Consider the following 24,302-nt stretch of genomic DNA (forward strand, 5'->3'; position numbering starts at 1 on the left):
CTTCACTTATCGCTTTAACAAGTCTTCTAAAGGGCCAAAATTTAAATACCTATCATTAAACTCACTTAACCACTCCTTAAATTCATCAGGACAATTCAAGCTAAGTGTTTCAATAAACAATTCCAGATCACTTTTTTCAATCTTATACTGGAATTGAGGTTTCAAAAATTTCTTTAATGAATCAATTTCTCTTTGAGTTGATGGATGATCCTTAGGTGCAAGAATTATAGAATAACTATTTATCTGTCCGTCTTCATTCATCCATTTTTGCACCTTTGCATACTTTTCAGCCAATAAATAATTCCGGTAAATTTGTGAACAGCCTCCTTTAATAGTTTCCAACCCGTCATCAGTAAATTGTACTAAATCCTCAGCCGTTTTACATTTTAGAGCATTATCACTTGCTTTGTTTGTTCCCAACGAATCGGTATATTTTACCTCAATAGCCAATAAGTGTTTGTTTTCATTCTCATCCTTAAATATTATTGCAGCATCCATTGCTGATTTGTCATTTGTGTAATCATTAATAGGCGTAGGAACAAATTCTATTTTTATATCCATTACCTCATAAACAGGCAATGCCGGAAAGGCATCCTGGATCATTCTATTCAGTTCTTTTGGATACTTCTCTTTTATCATCATAAGTGGATGAAAAAGATTAAAAGCTAATGGCATGCTTGAAAGCATGTTATTGAAGAGCCTATATGCATCGATAGTTTCTTCCTTCATTTTTTTCTCCAATCTATTTCCAGCATATTGAAATGTTTCAGGATAAATAAAATTTCTTCCTGTCCTAACTCCATTAACCAGCATATTGCCGTAGTAAGATGGCCTTGTTTCTCCCGCTAATTCCCCCAAATCATCTTTTATTTTATGAACTGAATTTTTATTTGGCCCTATTCCGAACTCCTTTTCCTTTAACTTCTCTACCCTGTAGTAAGATTGAAGTAATCTTGTTCTTCTTGTAAATAGATTATCACCTGAGCTTTGCGGACCATATTTATCCTCTATTGCTTTATTCATAATTATAGTTTGGGGTTGGGAATTAATACATATACCCCTAAAATGTCAGGAGGTAAAACAGGAGTAACTGCCTCAAAGCGTTTAGCACCTATATATTTTGCAAAACGACTATGTGCATTTACTAATTCATCAGCACGCTTCGCAACCACTTGTATAAAGGCTGGATGCAACTCTTGAAAATGTTGCAGTTCTCTTTCAAAAATAATTCCTTGCCTTTCAGTGCTGATATCCAATGCACTTGAAGTGTGTAAAAGTGTTTTACATTGGTCAATATCTAAAGCTTGAATGCCCTCCTTTGTTTGCTCGTAACCCCATAGAAACATTTCTTCCGAAACCATTTCGTGTTGCTTGCTTACTTCACAAATCACATTGCGAACACGAAATTGTATTAATGTTGTCTGTGTATTCACTGTACCCGTTCTGAATACAGATGCTCTTGCTGCTTTATTCCCTTTTCTTTCTTTATCTAATGAGTTAGCAATAATCCGGTGGCAAAGTTGCTCTACAAAACGATGGTTGCGGCCTATGTAACGGAACCCTTGCGGAGTTGGAGATTGAAATGAAATATGAATTCTATCGCCTTGGCCCAATGCAGAAGCCAGCCAATCATCCATATTCATTTTTTTGAAAACATAGCCACCTTGAATGGTATCAAAATCTGCCCCTAGAAGTTTTGCGGCCGCTAATGCGAATGCCTCTAAAGTAGCAACGTCACCGATTGCTTCATCTACCTCCTGCAAGTCTTTCTTTACCTCTTCCGGCATAATGCTTTCATGAGCAAATATGGAGCGGATTTTTTCTGCCTTTTCTCTGGCGTATTCTATTTCGTTGGTAATTTCAACATCCAATTCGTCTAATTCAGTACTTGCTCCAAAATCGATTCGTATTTGCTTCGAGAATTTATTTTGCGCTTTATCAGGATTGAGCAAAACCTCTTTCAAAACTTTATCCATCACCGAACGATTATCTTCTGCCAAAGCGATGCTTACACCTGATGTGCTTTGAATACGTTGTATTTTTTCAATGATGATTTTCAACACCACCACATCCATGGGATTGTCTTCACCAAACAACACTTTTACATCAATGGTATTTTGATGAATGCCGCTTTTATCAATCCATCCCGGTTGCCCATAGCGATCCACACGACCTTCCCGTTGCTCCAGGCGGTTTGGATTCCATGGTAAATCGTAATGCAGGATGGCATTGAAGCTATCCTGCAAATTGATGCCCTCACTTAGACAATCCGTGGCAACCAACACTCTTTTTTGGCTTTTGCCCATCTCATCAATCTTCTCCCTGCGCTCTTCATCACTCAATTCACTGGTGATGGCACGAACATCCACGTTGCTGGGTAAACGTTCCTTTAGAAGTTTTGCTACATATTGCGCCGTTGCAATAAAGCGGCAAAACACAATAGGGCTTTGACCCTTATTAATCCAAAGTTTGATTTGCTCAATACCCAGTTTAACTTTTTGATCTTTCTCAATGGTGGTTAGATCCTGAGCCTTTTGAGCCAGCCTATGTAAGGTATTCCATTCGCTTTCGGTTAGGTCGGCACGATCAATAATTTCAACCTGTTCTGAATCATTTTGTTCATCCCATTTTTCTAAAACAGGGTTATCTTTTACGTCATCTGCTGTAATTTCATCCGGCTCAACAAGTTTTGATTTTCGCTTTTGCAGCATTTCAAATCCTGCTGCCGGGCTACTCATCACTCCTCTCAATAATGATAATGCGGCAAAATATTTTATCCTGGCTTTGTTCTCTGTAACACCTTCGGTACTTATTCCTCTTGCAAATTTTAATACATCCTGATAGAGTTTATAGTAGTCAGAGGAGGCCGAAAGCGTATATGGTAATTCTTCAGTAGTCCGCTTGGGAAATGGTGTTTCCTCATCCAGCCATTTCTCAATATTTTTTCTCTTACGTTGTATGAAATGGGCTGCTACCTTTCTTTTTTCGGAAGTCTCCAGGTCGGCAAAATCGTAGGTTTCAAATTCAGCATTCACTAACCCCAACAACGACTTAAATTCTCCATCCTTTCCACTATGTGGAGTTGCCGTAAGTAGCAGCAAATGCTGTAAGTCGTTTTTAGAAATCTTTTCCAACAGCTCGTATCGTTGCTGGCTTTGACCGGTTTTTTTAAAATCAAGATTTTTGGTACAAGTATGTGCTTCATCCACAATTACCAGATCAGGCACATCTTTTAGAAAAGCCGGCATCTTAGCAGATCCATTTTTTACATAATCAATGGATACTACCTGGTAAGGATAATAGTTGAATACATTCAGTGTATCATCACCCACAATTTTTCTCTCCAAACCTGCCACAGTGCTTGAACGGATAATTACAGCGTCGATATCCAATTTATCCAGCAGTTCCTTTTGCCATTGCTCGCATAAATGTGGCGGGCATAAAACCGCAAATGATTTTATGGTACCCCGTTCCAATAACTCCCTTAAAATCAAAATGGCTTCAATGGTTTTGCCAACACCTACATCATCGGCAATTAATAAACGCGTAACCGGTTGCTTCAATGCCATAATCAATGGAACCAACTGATATGCTCGTGGGCGAAACGAAAGTTTTCCCATACAACGAAAAGGTCCGCTTACCTGTCGGAAGGAAAGTCGGGCAGCATCATAGAGTAATTTTGCTGTTAGAAAACTGTCTAAGTCAGATTTATTGGGCAATTCAAACTGGTCATCTTCCAATTTGTCAAACGCTTGCAATACTGGTTCAAAAACTGAAATCATTTCATCATCCGAACCACCAAGGGGTTTAAGCAATATAATTTCATTGTCAGATGATGGTTGAACCACACATCTTCTTCCTCTGAATTTCACCAGCTTCCCTGGTTTTTTAAGTTTGCTGTCTACCATCGTCCTTATCGTACCTTTCTAAAAATATCTTCTCTTCTTGCTACAAAAGCTGCAACATCTATTGTTGTATAATCCCAAACCAGTACATCAAACCCTGCCAACTCAAGTATTTTTCTTTTCCGTTCATCATCTGCTTTATTCACATTTTTTTTATGAATACCTCCATCAACAAAAATTAAAGCCTTCTCCTTTTCATACACAAAATCAGGTTGCACATAAAATTGCTCCATGTTGTGATTGGTATAATCAGGCAGCCGGTAGCCGTTACTGAATAAGTGATCCAATAATTGCTTTTCACCCGGGCTGCGGTGGTGCAGGCCATTTTTCAGCTCTTCATACTTTTCTTCGTAGCTGCTGCCCACCGTATCGTCAGGATTTGAAGCAATCAACAGTTCGAGTGATTTAATTATCGAATGGCGATCTATTTTCAGGTGATCCATTTGGTTATAATAGGATAGCAAATCGTCATAACTTGCCTTAGCTCTGTTTGGGAAGCGATCCTCTTTATTTTCATAATCATATCCGCATATTTCATACGTCTTGAGAAATATTTGCTTCAGTCTCACCGGGTTTCGTGCTATATCTTTAAGCACTCCAATGCTGCCTTCTGATGATTCATAAAGCATGATGTTCTTATTTTTTTCGCTTCCCATCAACCTTGCATCAATCTCAACAGGTTCGATGTTGTAATATTGTTCGATGGCTTTCTCTAAAGCATATTGCATAGTAATAACGCCTTCCTCCGTAAGGCCTAAGGCTTTAATAGGTTGCACATACAAGACATCAGATGTGTCATAAGTGAAGAGCTTGACATTTTCAATGGGATCCTCCGGATTAGGTTTTTCCTTTTGCTTCTTCGTTTTAAAGAAACCCGTTTTGGCACCGATATCAAATCCATCATCAGTGCCTCGCTTCCATTTTTTATTCAACACAATAAGTTTCGCAGCAGGAGCATAATATAACTTCATCAATTCATCGCCATCTACGGTCAATTTAATTCTTGTCGCATCCAGCAATCCATCCACTGTGTTTAAATAAAGTCTCGTATCGTAACCTTCAGAAGTGCGAACTTCTTCCATACATGAAATGCGCTCGGCGTTTTCCGATTGTGCTTCCTCTAATTCCAGGAGGTTTTGATATAATTCAATATTGCTGGATGTGAAAGGAGTTCCAGTGATCGGATCCTGATTTTTGCCCTTCCCTTCATCCTTACCTAAAAATGCGTAGTTAGTTTCTTTGGATATCTTAATTTCCATCAGGTTTAATGACACATCGTTTGGAGTAATCCTGTTTACCTTAAATTTTCCACCGTTGTGATAAATAAGGTTATTAGGGCCAAACTCCTTTAATCCAATAAACCTCGGTCTTGAAATAGACTCATTCCTGTCCTTGCCACCAAGAAAAACACGAATGGGTAGGCGGGTAAAATTATAGCCAGGTAAAAAGCCTTCTGAAGCGAGGTAGCGAAACGTATAAAATTCAGATAATGTCGAATTTCTTCCTTTATCAGATTGATTTTCCAGCAGATTTTTCCGATCCTTTGCCCGCATGTAAGAAATACTTGCAAGCTTTTTCAATTCAGCATCCTTTATTAATGGATTGATGTGTGTCTCATGGGCCTCATTCATTTGACGCAAGGCATCTAAATACATTCTCCTCCAACGTAGCAAGGCATGCTCTAATTTATCTGGCACTGTTCGTATTTGTGTTTCCAGCCAAGCTTGATTAAACCAGCGAACATCATTAAAATCAATATCAGCAGTAACTTGTAGTGCCAACTCTTTTATTTCGTTGAATCTCGACTCAATTATATCCTGGTACCTGGCTTTTACATCGCTCTTTAATTTGTAAGTGCCGCCGGAGATATCAATTAGTTCGATCAGTGAAGGTTTAAATTCTTCTGCATTAAGGAATGATAAAACCGTAGCATTAATATGGGAACGAATCAGTTCTTCATTGGTGAGATCAATCCGGGGAGCTTGTACAACACCGGCAACCATTTTTACGGGATCAGCAAAATAATGTTTGTCATGCGGGGACACTTTGGAAGCATAAGTAAATACTAAAGCTGATTGGCCATTACGACCAGCTCTTCCACTGCGTTGTGCATAGTTAGCCGGATTTGGTGGAACATTGCGCATGTGAACAACATTCAGTGAAGATATATCAATCCCCAATTCCATTGTAGGTGAACAATACAATGCACTTAGCTCAATCGCTTTATTAAATTTCTCTTCTCTGTCAATTTTGTCCTCATTCTTTATCTGGCCTGTATGCTCAGCAGCTATGAATGATTTTGGCAGATTCGAAAAATCTTCCTGATACAAATACTGAAAGTAGAGATGTGGCTTAATTTTAATTTCCTCATCCAGTGTAATAGAAGAAGTCTTATCAGTAGCAACATTAACTTTGTCTCCTCTTTTCCAAAGCACTTTTGACAGGATTAATTGATAAGCGTCCTTTTCCCCCTTTTCGGCTTTAATATTCACCTTCTTTAAATAATGCACTTCAGTTAAAGCATCCAACACTGTTCCCATGAACAGATTGTATTCACTGCTGCTCAGTGGCGATTTGCCAGCTTTTCTGAACTCATGTTTTACGAATCTGGCCAATCTGCTTGAAGGACCGATACTCTTTATAAAAGTTTCTCTTGTTGCCTTGTCCTCACCTAGTAGAGATAGATAGTTAGGGGCATCCAGGTGTTCCCCCTTGTCAAGAGACCAAAGCTTTTCCTTATTAAGTTGCTGGTTCAATTCGCTTTCAACTCCTAACCTATTTTCATACCTCAGCATGTCATAATCCACCGCATACATATTCCTGAAGTAATTCAAAACCTGCAGAATAAATTCCTTTCTTTTTTCTGGTGACAAGTCTTTAAGTAAATCTACAGCACTCCATAGTGTTTCATCGGTAGAATCTGTTTCAATACTTTTGTAAGTAATCTCCAGTAAAGCTGTTTGCTCTAGATTTGGCAATATGTAACGCCAACCTCTTTTAAGATCCTGTATTATCCGATAAGAAATATAATTTCTTAAAGCCTCCCGATTATCCTCATTCGGTCGGTTGGGATTTGGGGCAGGGTTAGTAGCATAATCGCTTTCCGGTAAATTTAATGCTTCCTGAACCCTGAATATCAAATCTGATATTTTCAGAGGTTCATCACTAACTCTGAGTACTTTTTCGATGGCAGAGCGAAGATGAACGACTTGAATAAAATCATTAAAATGGCCGGCCTGTAATGAAGCATCCTGCCTGTTATCAGTGAAGCTCATTAGCTTTTGCTCTTGCAATATCTTTCCATGCTTATAGAGGGATAATAAAGTTTGAAGCGTTAGGAGTGTTGTAGAAGTGGATCGCCCTTCGTTACCTAAGGATATGAGTTTGGATTTCTCGCTAAGCTTAGATTCTAAATAGATTATGCCGCAGGTTGGGTCATAAATTAAGGGCGCTGGCATAAACCAGACTTTTTCACCTCCATTGCTACTGTCAGAGAACGAACCATCCCTGGTTACATAAATTTCTTTGGGAAGCAGGAAGTCCTTTGATGCATGGATCTTGCCGGATTTACTAATCCATGCGGAGGGTAATAATTCTATGAAATCATTGATATCTAATAAATATTCTCTATCAATGAGAATATAACCATCTTTATAATCATCCTGAAGTCGGCTTTTTACCTTTTTGACTTTGTTCCCATCATTGGCTTTTAAATCGTCTTCATTCCTGGGATTTTGATTCTCATTAAAATCCCTGAAAACAAGTTTAGACTTACTTAAATCTTTTCTAACACAAATAAATTCTATTCCGCTAAGCCTGCTAAAAACAGTTTGAAATACCGGTACTTCATGTTCGCTTCCAGACAGTTTTACAAATGGATTGGGTTCTAACGTTATGTACCTCTTATCTGCACTCTCAAGTGTTACATAAACGTAACCGGTCTGTGAAATAAACTGGTGCAATTTGAAAGGAAGAACGGTATCTTTCTTTCTCTCAGCTGTACTTTTGATGTTGAGTGATTCAGCCCAAACCAGAGTTTCTATTATTTTCCTTTCACACTCTGTTTCACTTACGCCTGTTTCAGACGATAATTCGGTCGCTGTAGCTTTCAGGGATTTGGGAACATTCCTCCTTTTGTTCTCCCCTTCTGTTTTCACTGCAATTGCTCTTTCCAGCCATATAGCAATAGAATTATCAAGTATTGCTGCCTTCGATTTATCTATTAAATCTGTTATTAATGAGGATCGTAACTCCTCTTTCGTTGGGATAACTTCCTTTGTTGAATAAGTAAGTGATTCAACAATTATAACTTTCGGATAAAAATCAGAATCAAAAAACCTTGTAGCCACTTTTGCAACTTCGTTTTTCTGTTCTTCAATTGTCCCTGTGGCCATTGTGGCAGAGGTTCCAATGCAAACTATATTCTTATTCTTTGCACTGGATTTGATTCTTCTATTTAGCAAGGAAACGTCGGCACCCTGTCGCCCCTTATAAACATGCAATTCATCAAAAACCAGATATTCAATATTGTCTAAAAAAGATCTTCTTAATACCTCATCTGTCTTTCTTACCATCAATAGTTCAAGCATCATGTAGTTGGTAAGCAAAATATCTGGTGGGTTTGCAATAATGCTGTCTCTAACATCTTGTTTTTCTTGTCCGGAATACTTTGCAAATCTGAATGGCAGACCCTTGCCGGTCCTTTTTCTGTAATTTTCTTCGAAACTAATGAGCGCCGCTTCCTGTGAGTTGATTAGAGCATTTAGCGGATAGACAATAATCGCTTTGATTCCAGGCCTATTAGGATTTCTGAACAGGTGATTGAAAATGGTTGAGATATAGGTTAAGCTTTTGCCTGAACCTGTTCCGGACGTAACTATAAATCCTGTTCCTTCATTTCCCTTGATGATAGCTTCTTTCTGATGTTTATATATTGACCACGAATCGCCCTTTTCATCATAGAATATGTCATTGAAATCTCTAACCAATATACCGGCATTAACCAAATCTTCTACTTTTCCACCAGATTCAAAAGATGGGTTGAACTGAATTAATGGTTCGGGATACAAATTCCCTGAATCGAAATCCTTTCTTACTGTTTCAAGGATTTTGGCGTCTGCAATATTGATGAAGCTGTCGATATACAGCTTGTAATTGTTTAAGATATCCTTATGTAAATCAAATATGTTAGTTGGAGACATTTCTTATAAGTCTTTTTCTTGAGAGAGCACACTCGGGGTTAGGTGCACTTTACTTAGCTTATTAATTTATTGCATAATACAGAAAAAATGGACAAGTTGATATGCCTAATAATAAACAAATCATATTGAGGTGATTCATACCAAAGGAAAAGATGGTGTTGCTATGAAGCGATTACAAATTATTCGACTTATACTTAGTAATTGACTTCCCATATTCAAAATAGACCTTGTTTACCTTATAGCTGCCGAGTCCATGCATTTCTACCAACCCCACTTCTTTTAGCCTTCTAAGGCTCTTATAGATTGCCCCCATCTTTAACCCAAGAGCCTTCATGATTTCTTCTTTGCGCAGCCGGTTCAAATGAAAATAGTTGGTTCCGTAATCCAGCATATCATTTCCAATGATGTGCATCAAAAGGATGGTTGGCTTCCCTCCCGCTTCCGCAAGCTTGTCAGCAACGGATCCTGTATATATTTTGACAAACCTTGCTCCGCGCCTTTTAAAATAATCGCTTTGGGAGGGACTGCCGGCAACTTCGACCTGCTTACTTTGGATTACATTCATACATCAAAATGTTTTTCAAATACAAAGCTATTGTAGTTTCCAAATAATGTGCAAAAAATGCTACCTATCATACTAATAAAAGTAACAATCAGTTTACTTTTCGTAAACTGTTTTCATAGAGGATTTCTCTTCTATTCTTATTCAATGGAATTGAACAAAACCGTCAGTGCATTTAGAAATATTTTCTTGAGACATTCCCTTTACCATCCGAAGATGAGCTTTGACATATGTAATCCCTTTACAAACTTGTTGCTAACATCAATCCAAACTGAAATACCACTTACCTAACTTTAATAAACCTGGTTAGTTCGTAGAGCGTGGGTAACCCCCTCGCAGCGCGTGATCGCCCCCACCTGCCGTGTACCCCCCACCTTCGATTTCCAGATTTTTTCCTGTTGGAAATTTTTCCGATTTCCCGTTTCCTCGCGAGCAGGACATCCGGGCAAAATGACTAATAGGTGGTCCTTGCCTTTGGATGTCGATTTACTTTGTCCTGGTTACAGAATGACACAATCACATTACTCAAGCCCAATAAATTTGCCTTACACGGATTTAGATCCGAGCGAGTTATCCTGCCTTATACATCTGGTTGGATTGAAATCCGAGCAACACAATTTTGTTGTTTCCAGGATGATGGTCAAACTTGACCAGATTGCTGAATTGAAAATTGACACCTCAAAACGTGCCCTATAAACGAAGATCTCCGGCAATGGACATAAATACACTGCCAAGCAGAAATCACGCGACGACGTGCATCAGGCGACCATCCAGGACATATTTTAAAACATAAGCAATGGCATAAAAAACGTGAACTAAAAATCTTGTAGTCAAAATAACTTCGTCCTGATTTTTTTTAACCGTTTGGGAGTTTGATGGAATCGAACCTGACTTTGAGATGCAGTCCAGGTAATGGTTTCATATCAGACTCTGAGAAAGGTAACCCAATAGGTATCCTTTGTTTTGAATTGTGCCGCACTACCCCTCCAATTTCGAATTGCTCAATCAAAATAAATCATATTAGCCCTTTCCGAAAATGCAATACTCTTTATAGTCTCTGCCTTGCTGCGAGGATTGCCCATTTACGGAAAATGCATTTTTTCTGGCTCGAAGAATTGCAAATAGCAATAGACGTAGGTATATAATTGCAAAATCAATAAACCATTCTTCATAGTGAATATCTGTATGTTACAAAGATTTTGAACCTAAAATGACCCTTTAATCTGTTGGGATATGTTGTTAGGGTCTGAAATGCTATTGCATTTTATAGTCGAGTGGAAACGACTCAGTAGGTTCATCCTAGGGAGATTGGATGAGCAATAAGATCAGGAGAAATAAAAGAGAAAAAAAAAGATAGATAATACTACTCCTTTTTATATGCTTCTTTTTTTTTCCTTTTTTTAAACCGAATATGAGATATTATTTCATCAACTTCCTGAAGGGCAATGTTACCATTATTAACCCTAATACGGGTTCGTAATTCCGGTACTGTCTTCTTCATTTTGTTCACAAACCTTGGGTCAATATTTAAATTTTCAAAGTGTTTGATTACGGTAATGAACTTAGCCAGTTTGGCTTTCTTTTTTAAACAGTGCGCATTAGAAAGCGCAATGCCCAACTTTTCACATATGATAGATAGAGAAATTTTATCATAATCAGAAGAGAGGTGGATGCCTTGTGAAGGACTTCCTTTTTCAAGTCCGGACATCCACCGTCTCTTCTTATGTTGATTCAGCATATAACCGATAACTGCTGCAGCCATGAATGCTTGAATTTCATTAATTCTATCAATTTCAAATTCTGCAGCCGTCAATGATTTCTGGCCCAATTCCTTTTGCAGGTGCGCAAAACCTCTGATGAAGTAATATTTGGATTTCTTATTATACCCTATCCAATTTAGCTCTAGAAGTATACTGAGATTATTCTGAATTGTCTTTGCCGTTTTTCGAAATAGCCTTTGAGCGATCATAATTTTATCTTCCGCCGAAATCATTCTTTTCCCATTACAACTAGACTTGAGCAAAATGTATAATTGGAAAGGTTTCGAGAGTTTATTCTTTAAAACATACTCACACAATTCCACTGGGATCAGCAAGGTTTTCATTTTTCAGATTTCGTCCTGTTACCATCTAAAACCTTTACTACATCGTCATAGTCATAGAAGATAATGCCTCCTACCTTTGTGAAAGGGAGAATTTCCTTGATTCGGAATGTCTGAAGAGTACCGGGCGATATGTTGAGCATCTTTCGCACATCTTCTGACTTGAGCCACTTCCTTTGTTTAAGACCTCCTCCGAATAACTCTTTTAATTCGATTAAAAGATCTTCCTTAAAAGACAGGAGATCATCGTGTGTTATAACTTGTGCAGGCATATCAAAATCGTTTTATCGATTCAAAATTATGCTGCACTGTCTAACAAATTGGGGGATAGACTGGGGATAGTTGGGGGATAAGTCTTACGCAAACCTTTGCCCAATAAAGGTTTCAAGCTATCAACTTTTCCAAAAAATAATTTCCTGAGTTGCTACTTTCGATGACTGTGTGCTGAATTAGGAATGTGTTTATTTATATCATTTCGCATATTATTGAGCAATTCATTTAGCTCAATATATTCACTTTCTGATAACTCATATGATTTCTTGTATGCTTGTCTTTCAGAAAAATTCCCTGACCGCTCGCTTTCGAAATGTCTCTTTGCAAATCGACTTAATTCCGCTTTTGTAGGGAATCTTAATACATCAAATTTTTTTAATAGATCAAAAAAGTATACAAGTTGTCGAGAAGATAAAGTCGTTTTTATTTGGTTGTCTGGAACTATTTTCGATTTTACCCCTGGGATAAATCTTTCTTTTTGATCCAGGAACTGTTTCAATCTTTCAATTGCTGGCTTCAGATAGTTCTCAAAGAATTCTTTCTTAAAAGAAAAGCCTATATCTATTCTTCGATAGTTCTTATTCTCAAAAACAATCTCATCACCTTGAATGCTGTAATGAAGCAACTTTCTGCAATAAGAAATAAAATCCGCTTCAGTCACGGACCTGCTTTTTTTAGATTCATTAGAAGCCCAAATGAGAAAGAAATCATCATAATTAGATTCAATGTTCAGCATCGCAAATCGGAGGTGTTCTTTGAAATGGGGAATACCATCTGGCACAACAGGTATGCTATGTACATTCACACCAGCTTGGGCGGCAATTAGAAATTTTTTTACAAATTGTTCAAAATCGAGTTTGTTTTCGGGATACAGTTCTCGTTTAAATACAACTCTTACCATGTCCATTAGTTTGCTCAACGCCACTGATAAATGTATTCTTAAGCAATCTTCATTTTCATCCAAATTTCTTAGTCTGTCTGGAGGGTTTAGAATAAGACTATTTTTCTCAAGGCCCAAAATGTGTGTTAATGTTTGGTTACTATAAACAGTCAAATCATTAAGATTTGAAAGCTTGGCCTCATTCAAAATATTTTTTTTTATCTCTTGGACCATTTTAGTCAGTAATTGATCATAATATGCCATGCGCATTCTGCGGCATTCAATTACATCTTCACATTCTACTTGAAATCTGTGTTTATTTAAATACTCTGAAAAAGCCCATGGATTATTTATTAGGTCATCTATGAACTCCAGGTTGTTATTATGTCGGGGATACTCTTCATCCATTTTTTTCATACCATCTTATTTATAATTTGGCTGTCATTACCGAACTATTTTATAGCTTGAAAATATTTGATACGACTTCTTTAAATGCAACTAAATAATATGTCTTCTTTGAGTTTTGTTACCATAAAGCTTTTCCTTAAGTGAACTCATGTCATCGCTAACCTTTTTATCCATCACTTTAGCATAACTTTTCTGTGTGGTTCGGATATCAGAATGCCCCAACATCCTACTCACGGATTCAATTGGCACATCATTATTAAGCAATACAGTCGTCCCAAATGTCTTCCTGGCCACATGAAAAGTGAGGTTTTTATTAATCTCACAGATGTCAGCTAGTTCCTTCAAATAAGAATTCAGTTTTTGATTGCTCATGACAGGTAACAATCTTTCATTGTAAGCCGCCTTTATATCCCCTTTGTATTTTTCGATGATGGCCAGTGCCTCCGGTAACAGTGGAATATTGGATTTTACTTCTGTCTTAGTTCGGTAGGTGTGTATCCATTTCTCTCCGTCAATTCCAATTACAATCTCATTGTGTGTTAGTTTCTCCAGATCGACATAAGCCAAGCCAGTATAACAACTGAAAACAAAGAGGTCACGAACAAGATTTAGCCGAGGAATGCTGATTTCCTTATTCTTCATCCTTTCCAATTCCTCCACCGTGAGATAAATGAATTCTGTATCCTGCAGTCTTGATTTATATTGGAGGAATGGATCCTTCACCAGCCAGTTGTTCGCAACAGTCATAGTAATGATCTTCCTGAAGTTGCGGATGTATTTTAAGGTTGAGTTATGATTGCACTTGCGCACGGTCTTTAGATAATGTTCCAGGTCGGTTATGAATTTGTAACTCAAATCTGCAAGCGGCATATCACTTACACGGTACTTTGAACGCATGAATTCCTGGATGTGCTGAAGTATGGTACCATAGCGAATAGCAGTTGCCGAGGAAAAATCAATTCCAACTTTTTCCTTCATTTGCTTATTGTGGTAATCAAAAGCCTCTACGAGTGTGTATCTTTTCTCACCAATTCCTAAGACAGCATTGCGAAGGGTTTCCGCACTAATCGTCTTTCCTTTTTCGAGCAATATCCGGTGATGCTCATATACATTGTTCTTCAGGCTATCGAGGTAATGATTAAGGCTCTTACTCTCTTCACCTGAACCCCGCACTTTATCTGCCTCATCATTCCATCTTTCCAAATCAATATAACGATTGGTGGAAATGTTGGCCCGCTGACCGTCAACTGTAAGGCGGAGATAGATTGGCACCTGCCCTACCTTATTACGTTTATCCTTCCGTAGATAAAAAAGTAATCCGAGCGATTGATTTTTAATCATTTGGCCTTGTTTGATTTTAGGTAACCAAAGTAAGGTAAAATAAATCAATTCTTATGTAGTTTTCATAAGTTTTATTTCATGAAACCTTTACCAGTCAATAATTTCAGTGCATTTAGGTTACCCATTCCCAATTTTTCGTTTAGGTAACCTAATAGGTAACCTTTTCATTGAAATTTCACGTCTATTTTGACATGCCCCAAAACAAAATTCCCCCGTAAACACTATGATTTACGAGGGAATGATTTGATTTGAATTCTAATTTGTGGAGCTGGAGGGATTTGAACCCTCGTCCAGACAAAGCCATCGCAAGCTTTCTACATGTTTATTTCTTGTTAATTTTCGAATGAAGGCCGGTCAAGAACAAACCAACCATCCATCTTATCTTCTGTAGTTGTCTCATCCTGCTCAAGAAGCTAAAGCAGAACCAGCCCGACTTTATGATGTTCCGGAGCAGCTTGTCAGGCGCAATCCGCAGGGAACAAACAGCTGAAACCTACATTGAGGTTTAGGCAGCCATTGCGTAATTAGAGTTGCCAAGTATGGCGTCGGGAGTTAAAGATTTGAGTGCTTGGCTCCCAATGCACTACATGCTTACTTACAAAGAACGATGCTGTCAATTCCGGTCAGCCCCGGTGGTAACGAAATGATGCGTTACACATTTAATTATCTTACAAAGATAGTCTAGATTGTTTGAATGGTATTTGAAGGGTTTATATTGTTTAGATTGTTTGAAGGGTTTATATTGTTTAGGTTGTTGAGCACTTTCCCGTTGTAAGTCCTTAGTCCTTAGTCCTTAGTAGTCTTTAGTCTTATTGCAAAATCCTATCTTGTACGTCCCAATTTAATTCCTAATTCCTAAATAAAATTCCCCTGTAAACGAATGACGCGTTCACAGGGGAATCAAACAATTCTTATTGGCTTTTTATCTCGACAGGTTGATTTCCATCGTCTTCATTTCCTTCTTATCATTTCCGGTCGTGTACATTTCAATCTTCTGATGGTTCTCGTCAACAAATGTATGCACCTCGCGCATCATTACATCTTTGCCGATGGTGGGTTCATACATCTTCCCCCTTAACTCAATACTTTTGCGATCGGCACCCATTTTTCCTTCCATATAGCCTAGACCCGTTCCCATATTATCAATCCATGTGCTGATGTAAATCTTCTTCCCATTATCATAAGCAATAGTTCCCAATCCTTCGAATGGCATGCCCATCATATCGCCTTTAAATCTTGTAGTAAGATAACGACCACCCATCACCATTTCATTGTGCGCCGTACCACTTGATTTCTGAGGTTCCTTTGAAGGATCCATCCACCAGGTAGTTTCAGCTTTCCAGTCACCTTCCGACTTGGACATCATTTTTTGTGCCTCTCCCGGAGTGCTGTAAGCCATCCAGGCTTTCATTTGATCATCTGTTTGAGCCATTACATGGCTGCCTGCAAACAAGAGGGCAATTAGACAGAGTAGTTTGGTTGAGTTTTTCATATAATTTTTTATTTAAAGATAGAAAGAAATTGCATTAAAAAACAAACGGCATATAATTCCTGCTGTCCGGTTCTCATGCAGCAAGAGCGCAGCCGAAGAATCGTTCCCTGAGGTAGCCGAAGGAGCGGTCCCTGAGCGTAGCCGAAGGAGCGGTCCCTGAGCGTAGCCGAAGGGCCCGCGAAGCCGGAGCCACAATCCATGAACATAGCTGAAGAGTCCGCAATCAGGAAGAAGAGGTCTCTGCTTGCCGAAGAAACTGTCCCTGAGGCAGTCCCTGAGCGAAGCCGAAGGAGTCGAAGGAGCGGTCCCTGAGCGTAGCCGAAGGGCCCGCGAAGTAGCTGAAGAGTCCGCAATGAGGAAGAAACTGTCCCTTTGCGCAGCAGAAGAAACTGTCCCTGAGCGTAGCCGAAAGGGCCCGCGAAGCAGCCGAAGGGCCCGCGAAGTAGCTGAAGAGTCCGCAATGAGGAAGAAGCGATCTCGATCAAAGCGAACAATTAAAACCGCGCTGTCCTGCTGAAGAACGAAGCATCTGTTGTTATTCAAATGGATTCTTCCTTCGTCAGAATGACAAAAGTTTAATCCGTGCTGTCCAGCAGATATCCTCCCCTTAAACCCCTATTTTTGCGACCGCCCTTAAACCCTATGTCCAAACTAACAATTGCGCTGCTACGTGAAGAAAAGATCCCTGTTGACACCCGTGTAGCATTCAGTCCCGTCCAGTGTCAGTGGCTGATGAACAAATATCCCGGACTCGAAATATTTGTACAGCCCTGCGAAAACCGCTGCTATAAAGATGATGAATACCGTCACGAAGATGTGGAAGTTCGTGAAGACGTTTCAGGAGCAGATCTTTTGATGGGCGTCAAAGAAGTTCCCAAAGAAAAATTAGTGGCCGGAAAAAAATACCTCTTCTTTTCCCACACCATTAAAAAGCAACCCCAGAATCAACAATTGCTGAAGACAGTGCTCAAAAACAACATTCAGTTAATTGATTATGAATGTCTCGTTTGGGAAAATGGCGAACGCATTCTCGGCTTCGGTCATTTTGCAGGAGTGGTAGGTGCACACAATGCATTTGTTACCTATGGCAAACGGTATAAACTATTCGACCTCAAGCCTGCATATGCATGTTCCGATTATGATAAATTGATAGATGCCTATAAAGACATCCGGCTTCCCGCTATGAAAATTGCCGTAACCGGAACAGGTCGCGTAGCAAAAGGAGCATACGAATTGCTGGAGAAATTAAATCTGCGGATGATCAGCATCCAGAATTACCTCACTAAGGAATTTGATGAACCCGTATATGTTGTACTTAACACTGCACAATTGTATGAGAGCAAAAACGGAAAGCCCTTTAACAGGAATGAATTCCATCACCATCCCGAAAATTATACCTCTGCTTTTCTCCCCTTCACCAATGTCACCAATATATTTATCAATGCTATTTTCTGGGATCCGAAAGCACCTGTATTTTTTAGTAAGGACGACATGCGCCGCAGCGATTTCAGGATCAAGGTGATTGCAGATGTCACCTGCGATGTAAATGGCTCCGTACCCGCCACCATTCGCGATACCACCATAGAAAGCCCCGTCTTCGGTTATAATCCTGCAACAGAAAAAGAAGACACTCCTTATCAGCCACAAGTGATTGATGTAATGGCGGTCAGCAACCTCCCCAATGAATTACCCCGCGAAGCCTCTTCAGAATTCGGGGATAAGCTGATTGAATACGTGGTGGAAGAACTACTGCTTGAAAACAGCGAAATCATTAGCCGTGCAACCATTGCAAAAGATGGCAGCCTGACACAGCGGTTCCAATATCTTGAAGATTATGCAAATGGTTGATATTGGAAATCAGTAGTAAAAAGTCCGGTGAGCATTCGACAGGTCATTGTTCTCTGCAATAATACTTTTTATAGTAAGCTTATCACTGTAACAAGAGCCACAGAAAGTCATAAGAGCAAACGCCTCTGTAACGCAATGTCGTTTAGTTAACAATCAAGTCCCGTTAGGGACTTTCCTTTGGTAGACAATAGATGGTGAGTTTTTTTTACGTCCCGATAGGGAACGTTCATTTCAATAAAAACACACATCAAATTTTGTTGAATTAAAAATAGGATTACGACCATGACAGCCCTCCACCAAACAAAAACGGCGATGAACCCATCGCCGTCAAATTCTACCAGGAATAAAATCAAATCTATTTCCTCATTTCCTCGCCAAAGTTATAACTCAACCCAATTCCAATCCCTTCCTTAAACTGCGTTCTCGGTCCGCTTGTCCCGGTAGGAAGCCCGGTGTCTTTATCAAGATCAGTAATAATGATATCGTTATCATAAATCAACGAAGCATATACATTCGCAGTAAGCCATGAATTCACCTTCAGATTAAAAAGCACGTCCCAGTTCACATCAATATTGCTGCGGTTTGCTTTGATCTTATCAGTATAGTTATCAAACAGGGTAAGCTTTGAACCCAGCGACACATTCTTCGCAATGTCCTTCAAAAAGGTAGCGATCATCAACGCTCCGAATTCACCTCTGAAGGTTTCACCGTGTGTAATAACGTTACCGGATGAGTCATACACGGCACCAATATTACCATAAGTACCAGCATCAGCAATGAGCTGATCATTCACAAAAATAAATTTACCGGTAGTAGGTGAAAGGTATAAGGAAAAATAAGGGACGGGCTTCCAGTCAATACCTACAGACAACAGCAAATAACCCGGCGCCATAAACTTAGAAACCACATTTTCAAGATCCGGATAGTTATACCCGTTTGCAAACTGGCTTTTGAAGTTAACTAATCCACTCAGGTAAAATTTGTTACCAAGCTCATGTCCTGCCCTGGTGCCAATATCTATCACATCTACATTCTTGCGGATCTTTGGATCATATTGTCCCTGGTAAGCACCATAAGAAAAAAGGCCATAGCTGTTCCAGTAATTCTTCCCTTCAAGGTAACTGGCAAAACCGCTCGCTATCGCTGTCAAAGAGATGGAACTTTCACCACCTGCCGCCCAATTGCTCAGGGCAACCTGGCTGAATTGCAACGAGCCATAGCCACCAATTCTCCAGGTAGTATCTTTCACTATAGCTGTGGTATCCTGGCCAAACGAGTATCCGGTGATGCAAACCAGGGCAATCAAAAATAGAAGCGTCTTTTTCATTATTAAAGTAATCTGTTGATTAAAAGTGAGTAATAAATTATTTCTTTAAAGAGTCGCGGATTTCCATCAGCAACTTCTCTTGTGTTGTTAGTTCTGCCGGAGCAGGTATCGGGGCGGGTTCCTCTTTCTTCTTCATATTATTGATGGTTCTTACCACCAGGAAAATCACCCAGGCAATAATCAGAAATTCAATAGCCGTCTGAATGAAGTTACCATAAGTGATGGCTACCTCCGGAGTTACTACACCTGCTGCATCTGTTACTGAATGCCGAAGCACCAGTTTAAGCTCTCTGAAATTGATGCCGTTCAGCAAATAACCTATTGGAGGCATGATGATGTCATTCACCATCGAGGAAACGATTTTACCAAAAGCCCCTCCGATAACTACACCCACAGCCAGGTCAATAACATTGCCTTTGCTGATAAATTCTTTGTACTCCTTTAACATTCCCATGGTCAATTGATTTTAAACGTGAATGGATGAAAATTAAACCGGTGCAAAAATAATTGGATTATGCAGATTGCTGCAAACCACTTATGATTACTTATATTATTATCAAAAACAATTGCTCAGTCAATTCATTATCTCCTGCCGGGATAAACAAGCAGTGCCTGCCTCAGGCATTCAAATGCCTTTTGCATATCATTGTTATTCAACACATAAGCTATGCGTACCTCATCGAGCCCTAAACCTTTGGTGGCATAGAATCCGGTGGCTGGTGCAAGCATTACGGTTTCATTATTATGAGCAAATGATTCGAGCAGCCACTGGCAAAACTTATCGCTGTCATCTATCGGAAGCCGGGCAATAGTATAAAATGCACCTCCCGGATTCGGACACAATACACCCGGAATGTCATTCATCGTTTTTACCATCAGGTTTCTCCGGCTGATGTATTCCGCCTTAACGCCTGCAAAATATTCAGGTGCTACATCCAATGCAGCTTCCGATGCAATCTGCCCGAAAGTAGGCGGACTTAACCTTGCCTGTGCAAACTTCAATACTGTTTCAATAACCTTCTTATTTCTCGAAATCAGGTTCCCTACCCTTGCGCCGCACATACTGAATCTTTTGGACACAGAATCAATCACTACCACGTTTTCTTCCAACCCCGTAATATTCAACACCGAGAAATGCTTTTTCCCATCATAACAAAAGTCGCGGTACACTTCGTCCACAAACAGGAAGAGGTCATGTTCCAGCACGAGGTCCTTCAGTTGCAATAACTCTTCCGGTGAATAAAGGTAACCGGTTGGATTGTTGGGATTGCAAATCAGGATTGCTTTGGTCTTTGGAGTAATCACCTTCTCAAAAGCTGAAATGGGTGGTAAAGCAAAACCATTTTCAATAGTAGAAGTAATAGGTTTTATCACCACACCTGCTGCCACTGCAAATCCATTGTAATTCGCATAGAAAGGTTCAGGAATAATTATTTCATCTCCTGCATCCAGCGTTGACATAATGCCAAAAGTGATAGCTTCAGATCCTCCCGTAGTGATGAGTAAATCAGCGATATCAACGTCGATATCATATCGCTTATAATAAGTTGCCAGTTTTCGACGGTAACTTTCTATACCTGCGGAATGACTGTATTCCAACACCTTGAAATTAATATTACGCATCGCTTCAAAAACCTGCGGCGGCGTTTCAATATCCGGCTGACCAATATTGAGGTGATATACTTTTCTTCCCTGCTGCTTGGCCTTTTCAGCATACGGAACCAGTTTGCGTATTGGAGATGCCGGCATGCTCCGGCCCTTTTGTGAAATGTATGGCATTGTGTAAACAGATCGTTTGCCATAAAAGTAAAAAGAAGTAAAGACTCTCGTCGATAAACTGATGTGCCGAAGAATTGATGTGCCGATGTGACGATGAACTAATGACTAATGTCCAATGAATAATTAAACCCACTAACGACTAAGGACTAAGGACTAAGGACTAAGGACTAGGGACTAAGGACTAAGGACTAGGGACTAACGACTTTCTCATTACTCATTACTCACTACTCACCACTCACCACTCCCCACCTTAACCAACTTTTCCACCACCGACGTCCCATCCTCAAAAGTCACCCGCAAAAAATACATCCCGCTACGATAATTATTTCCAAGACTAAACATCATTTCATCTCCATTCAAAGCAATTGATTCTATAATTCTTCCCTCCATATCCAAAATAATGATGCTGACCGGTGTTTCAGCCAACGTAATAATAAACTGATCGGAGGATGGATTCGGATAAACCACTACGGCCTTTTTAATAATCATTTCCATATCCGAAAGCTTCACACAATCAGCGAAACCACTCTTTTGAATGTCAGCTAAAACGTTGGGAACATTCACAGAACAGTCAACATAACTGTGATAATCTGATCCGTTCGGATTGCGCAGCCGCAACTTAACTGTATAGTTGTTATCTGCCGAAGGATTGATGTTCGCAGAAGCTATTAACTTTTTTAGTGTGATGGTTTTTGTACTTCCCGCATTAATATAATTCTGTCCCAACTGATCTTCGAAATTAAACTGAATGAAATCATCATCGGTTATTTTATACGGTCCATCCTTATCCATCTTTTTAAAATTGATCAGGTTATTCGTTGGATCCTGCACCTTAAAAAGAACGGGTTGAACTTCAAAGCTGGAAATAATAGCACCACCCACCGCATTCAGGTTGGTAAGAGCTACTTGTATTTCAATGTTCTTTCCTGAACAACTGCTTAAATTGATTGAGCCTGCATCAGCTGACCAGGTTATGTCTTCATCAAAAACGGGTTGACAATTATCACCGCAGAAAGCAAGACTCTTTATGAATAAAGTAGATTGGTTAACAATGAAAGAACGTGTTATGCCATCTCCGTCAAAAGTATGGTCGCTTCCGGGTTCACCAAATAATGCTGCGCAAACCCCTTTATTCAACAGTCGCTGATAAATTTTTCTTGACCCAAATAAAAATGCCTTAGCAGGAAAAGGATTGTTGTTAGTGCATTTATAAGGACGGCAACCTTGATTATCAAGGTCAATATAATTGATAAGATCAGTAGTATTCTCATAGGTAGACTGATACCGGTGATAGTAAGGAACAGTCTGATCGTTGATTCCATGAAATGCAATGAGTGGAATCTTGTCGCTCTTCGTATTGGCTACATATTTTGCGGTCAGGTTGGAAGGTGTTGAATTGCATCCGAAACATCCCGCATCACTCGTCGGACAATGAGGATCAGAACAATGCCCGATGTAATTCTCAGGCACTCCTCCTTTCACGTCAATCACTGCTTTAATTTTATTCATGGGTGCCGCCAGGTAATTGCTATTAGAAGAAGGAAAGAAGAAATCAACCTTGCACTCTGGACTGGCATTCTCTGTTTCATCAAATGTAAAATCAAAATTAGAGGACACACTATTACATGTATAAGCAGAACTGCTGCCGCACTTGAATGCCGTTGGGCTAAGTGCATGGTCATAGTTTATAGCTTCATCAATATCGCATGCATCATAATAAGCTGTTGTAAGTACCGTAACCGAACCTGCACTCTCACCGCCAATAATGATCTTATTGGCATCAATAAAAGGCAAATAAAGAAACTTGTCAGCACCGTCCTGATCGTAATGATAATCACCATTCACATTCGTGAATTTAGAAGATATCGCTTTCACTGTTCGCATGGCGACCCTGCAATCCTGTATCGCTCTGAACAATGCCTGTGTTGCGATTGCATCGCCACCACACAGATTTGTCGAATCATTCAACCTGCCCGTTCGATAGTTCATAGCAGCAACCACAAATCCTTTTGCAGCAAAGCGTGTGGCTGTTTCAGTCAGTTTCTCTTTATTGGTATTCAGAAATCCACCGCCATTCAGATAAATGATCACCGGGTATTTCTTCGACTCATTGTAAAAGCTTTTAGGAAAATAAAGATCAATATAGAAGGTCTTTTCCGACGTACTGTTGTACATTTTATCGGGCCCATAGACAGCCATTGGAATATTTTTAATGGTAATCAGGTTGGTGCTTGCAGCAGAAGTGAAAGCAGCAGTTGGGAACCCGGTAATAAAATCATCGATAATAACATTGCTGTCACTAATGAGATACCAATCATCACCGTTAATGCAATTTCCTGAATTGCAAACCAATCCACTGCATTGCGCACGAACATGGTGTGCAGATAATCCAATTGCTATAACTGTCAGTAAAATAACATTCAGAACAACGCGGTAAAGTTTCATCATGGTAATTGATTGAATCGTAAAAGTATCATTCGATCATTAAACATCATTCAAAGAAGACAGACTATTGACCTTTCCCTCAGTTCTTGTCCTAAGCTCCTGTCTTAAGCTCCTGCCCTGAGCTCCTGCCCTGAGCTTGTCGAAGGGTGTCGAAGGGTGTCGAAGGGTTCCGAAGAGTCTCGAAGGGCGTCAAAGTATATTGAGGAGTTGCTCTCGGAGTATGTTGAAGGTCTCACCTACAATCCCTAAATCATAAATTCCAAAACAAAATCCGCATGAATTTAATAAAAGCCGCTTGCACAATTTGCTTTTCCCTTTTTGATTTGTTTATATTTGCGCTCCGTTGAAGGAATTAGGAATTAGGAATTAACTACTAAAGACTAAAGACTTCTTATCAAGCGGGAGTAGCTCAGTTGGTAGAGCACGACCTTGCCAAGGTCGGGGTCGCGAGTTCGAGTCTCGTCTCCCGCTCATTAGAGCGTAATTATTTATTGGTTAATTATTGAAAAGGATAGATTCTTTCCTTCGTCAGAATGACAAAAAGGTAAGCAATGACTAATGACCAATAACCTTTTTCCTTTGCCCTGGTGGTGGAACTGGTAGACACGCAGGACTTAAAATCCTGTCGCCCGCAACGGCGGTGCGGGTTCGATTCCCGCCTGGGGCACATGTTTGAGCGTTTTATTTGAAATATATTTTTCGTTTGGGTACCACAAAATGACGCTAATTTCCTAGGTGAA

Annotated in this window: 14 protein-coding genes, 2 tRNA genes and 1 other RNA gene; 3 read left to right on the forward strand and 14 right to left on the reverse strand. The window is 39.6% G+C overall.

Annotation, left to right across the window (positions count from 1 at the left end; translation table 11 throughout):
* Positions 1-6: 6 nt before the first annotated feature.
* The 10 genes from IPO83_18245 to IPO83_18290 form a co-directional block, all read right to left on the reverse strand.
* On the reverse strand, positions 7-1,023 hold the full coding sequence (locus IPO83_18245) for a hypothetical protein (protein MBK9733199.1): 1,017 nt from the start codon (positions 1,021-1,023) through the stop codon (positions 7-9).
* A gap of 2 nt (positions 1,024-1,025) precedes the next feature.
* Positions 1,026-3,908 carry a DEAD/DEAH box helicase gene (locus tag IPO83_18250; GenBank protein ID MBK9733200.1) on the reverse strand — a complete coding sequence of 961 codons (2,883 nt, stop codon included), beginning with the start codon at positions 3,906-3,908 and terminating at the stop codon, positions 1,026-1,028.
* 5 nt (positions 3,909-3,913) lie between these two features.
* Positions 3,914-9,106 (reverse strand): DEAD/DEAH box helicase, encoded by a 5,193-nt coding sequence (locus IPO83_18255; GenBank protein MBK9733201.1) that lies wholly within the window; start codon positions 9,104-9,106, stop codon positions 3,914-3,916.
* 172 nt (positions 9,107-9,278) lie between these two features.
* Complete coding sequence (locus IPO83_18260; GenBank protein ID MBK9733202.1) at positions 9,279-9,671, reverse strand: hypothetical protein; 393 nt, start codon at positions 9,669-9,671, stop codon at positions 9,279-9,281.
* A gap of 1,360 nt (positions 9,672-11,031) precedes the next feature.
* Entirely contained in the window at positions 11,032-11,772 is a 741-nt protein-coding gene (locus IPO83_18265; protein ID MBK9733203.1) for a hypothetical protein, read from the reverse strand.
* Entirely contained in the window at positions 11,769-12,041 is a 273-nt protein-coding gene (locus IPO83_18270; protein MBK9733204.1) for a helix-turn-helix domain-containing protein, read from the reverse strand. Before IPO83_18270 ends, IPO83_18265 begins: the two co-directional genes overlap by 4 nt.
* A gap of 152 nt (positions 12,042-12,193) precedes the next feature.
* Entirely contained in the window at positions 12,194-13,339 is a 1,146-nt protein-coding gene (locus tag IPO83_18275; GenBank protein ID MBK9733205.1) for a hypothetical protein, read from the reverse strand.
* A gap of 81 nt (positions 13,340-13,420) precedes the next feature.
* Positions 13,421-14,671, reverse strand: coding sequence for a site-specific integrase (locus IPO83_18280; GenBank protein ID MBK9733206.1), 1,251 nt, complete (start codon positions 14,669-14,671; stop codon positions 13,421-13,423).
* A gap of 260 nt (positions 14,672-14,931) precedes the next feature.
* Positions 14,932-15,302, reverse strand: a transfer-messenger RNA (tmRNA) gene (ssrA, locus tag IPO83_18285).
* A gap of 291 nt (positions 15,303-15,593) precedes the next feature.
* Positions 15,594-16,163, reverse strand: a complete 570-nt coding sequence (locus IPO83_18290; protein ID MBK9733207.1) for a DUF1579 domain-containing protein — start codon at positions 16,161-16,163, stop codon at positions 15,594-15,596.
* Positions 16,164-16,805: 642 nt separating this feature from the next.
* On the opposite strand from IPO83_18290, the gene IPO83_18295 reads away from it, so the two are divergent.
* Positions 16,806-18,011, forward strand: coding sequence for an alanine dehydrogenase (locus IPO83_18295; protein MBK9733208.1), 1,206 nt, complete (start codon positions 16,806-16,808; stop codon positions 18,009-18,011).
* A gap of 355 nt (positions 18,012-18,366) precedes the next feature.
* Here IPO83_18295 and IPO83_18300 read toward each other — a convergent pair whose 3' ends face one another.
* The 4 genes from IPO83_18300 to IPO83_18315 all read right to left on the reverse strand — a co-directional run bounded on the left by IPO83_18300 (position 18,367) and on the right by IPO83_18315 (position 23,565).
* Entirely contained in the window at positions 18,367-19,338 is a 972-nt protein-coding gene (locus IPO83_18300) for a DUF3078 domain-containing protein (protein MBK9733209.1), read from the reverse strand.
* A gap of 37 nt (positions 19,339-19,375) precedes the next feature.
* On the reverse strand, positions 19,376-19,786 hold the full coding sequence (mscL, locus tag IPO83_18305) for a large-conductance mechanosensitive channel protein MscL (GenBank protein MBK9733210.1): 411 nt from the start codon (positions 19,784-19,786) through the stop codon (positions 19,376-19,378).
* A gap of 134 nt (positions 19,787-19,920) precedes the next feature.
* A complete protein-coding gene (locus IPO83_18310; GenBank protein ID MBK9733211.1) occupies positions 19,921-21,117 on the reverse strand; it encodes a pyridoxal phosphate-dependent aminotransferase in 1,197 nt (398 codons plus the stop codon).
* Between the two features lie 228 nt (positions 21,118-21,345).
* Positions 21,346-23,565 (reverse strand): T9SS type A sorting domain-containing protein, encoded by a 2,220-nt coding sequence (locus IPO83_18315; protein MBK9733212.1) that lies wholly within the window; start codon positions 23,563-23,565, stop codon positions 21,346-21,348.
* 395 nt (positions 23,566-23,960) lie between these two features.
* Between IPO83_18315 and IPO83_18320 the strand changes: the two genes are divergently transcribed.
* Positions 23,961-24,033, forward strand: a tRNA-Gly gene (locus IPO83_18320).
* A 110-nt stretch (positions 24,034-24,143) separates the two neighbouring features.
* Positions 24,144-24,229: transfer RNA gene (locus tag IPO83_18325), tRNA-Leu, on the forward strand.
* The last annotated feature ends 73 nt before the right edge of the window (positions 24,230-24,302 follow it).

This window comes from Chitinophagaceae bacterium (genome assembly GCA_016717285.1).
GTDB lineage: Bacteria > Bacteroidota > Bacteroidia > Chitinophagales > UBA10324 > JACCZZ01.

What these genes read in the sequence shown, in the direction of transcription:
- IPO83_18245 (MBK9733199.1), bottom strand. Translation starts at nt 1,023, where the DNA reads ATGAATAAAGCAATAGAGGATAAATATGGTCCGCAAAGCTCAGGTGAT.
- IPO83_18250 (MBK9733200.1), bottom strand. Translation starts at nt 3,908, where the DNA reads ATGGTAGACAGCAAACTTAAAAAACCAGGGAAGCTGGTGAAATTCAGA.
- IPO83_18255 (MBK9733201.1), bottom strand. Translation starts at nt 9,106, where the DNA reads ATGTCTCCAACTAACATATTTGATTTACATAAGGATATCTTAAACAAT.
- IPO83_18260 (MBK9733202.1), bottom strand. Translation starts at nt 9,671, where the DNA reads ATGAATGTAATCCAAAGTAAGCAGGTCGAAGTTGCCGGCAGTCCCTCC.
- IPO83_18265 (MBK9733203.1), bottom strand. Translation starts at nt 11,772, where the DNA reads ATGAAAACCTTGCTGATCCCAGTGGAATTGTGTGAGTATGTTTTAAAG.
- IPO83_18270 (MBK9733204.1), bottom strand. Translation starts at nt 12,041, where the DNA reads ATGCCTGCACAAGTTATAACACACGATGATCTCCTGTCTTTTAAGGAA.
- IPO83_18275 (MBK9733205.1), bottom strand. Translation starts at nt 13,339, where the DNA reads ATGAAAAAAATGGATGAAGAGTATCCCCGACATAATAACAACCTGGAG.
- IPO83_18280 (MBK9733206.1), bottom strand. Translation starts at nt 14,671, where the DNA reads ATGATTAAAAATCAATCGCTCGGATTACTTTTTTATCTACGGAAGGAT.
- IPO83_18290 (MBK9733207.1), bottom strand. Translation starts at nt 16,163, where the DNA reads ATGAAAAACTCAACCAAACTACTCTGTCTAATTGCCCTCTTGTTTGCA.
- IPO83_18295 (MBK9733208.1), top strand. Translation starts at nt 16,806, where the DNA reads ATGTCCAAACTAACAATTGCGCTGCTACGTGAAGAAAAGATCCCTGTT.
- IPO83_18300 (MBK9733209.1), bottom strand. Translation starts at nt 19,338, where the DNA reads ATGAAAAAGACGCTTCTATTTTTGATTGCCCTGGTTTGCATCACCGGA.
- mscL (MBK9733210.1), bottom strand. Translation starts at nt 19,786, where the DNA reads ATGTTAAAGGAGTACAAAGAATTTATCAGCAAAGGCAATGTTATTGAC.
- IPO83_18310 (MBK9733211.1), bottom strand. Translation starts at nt 21,117, where the DNA reads ATGCCATACATTTCACAAAAGGGCCGGAGCATGCCGGCATCTCCAATA.
- IPO83_18315 (MBK9733212.1), bottom strand. Translation starts at nt 23,565, where the DNA reads ATGATGAAACTTTACCGCGTTGTTCTGAATGTTATTTTACTGACAGTT.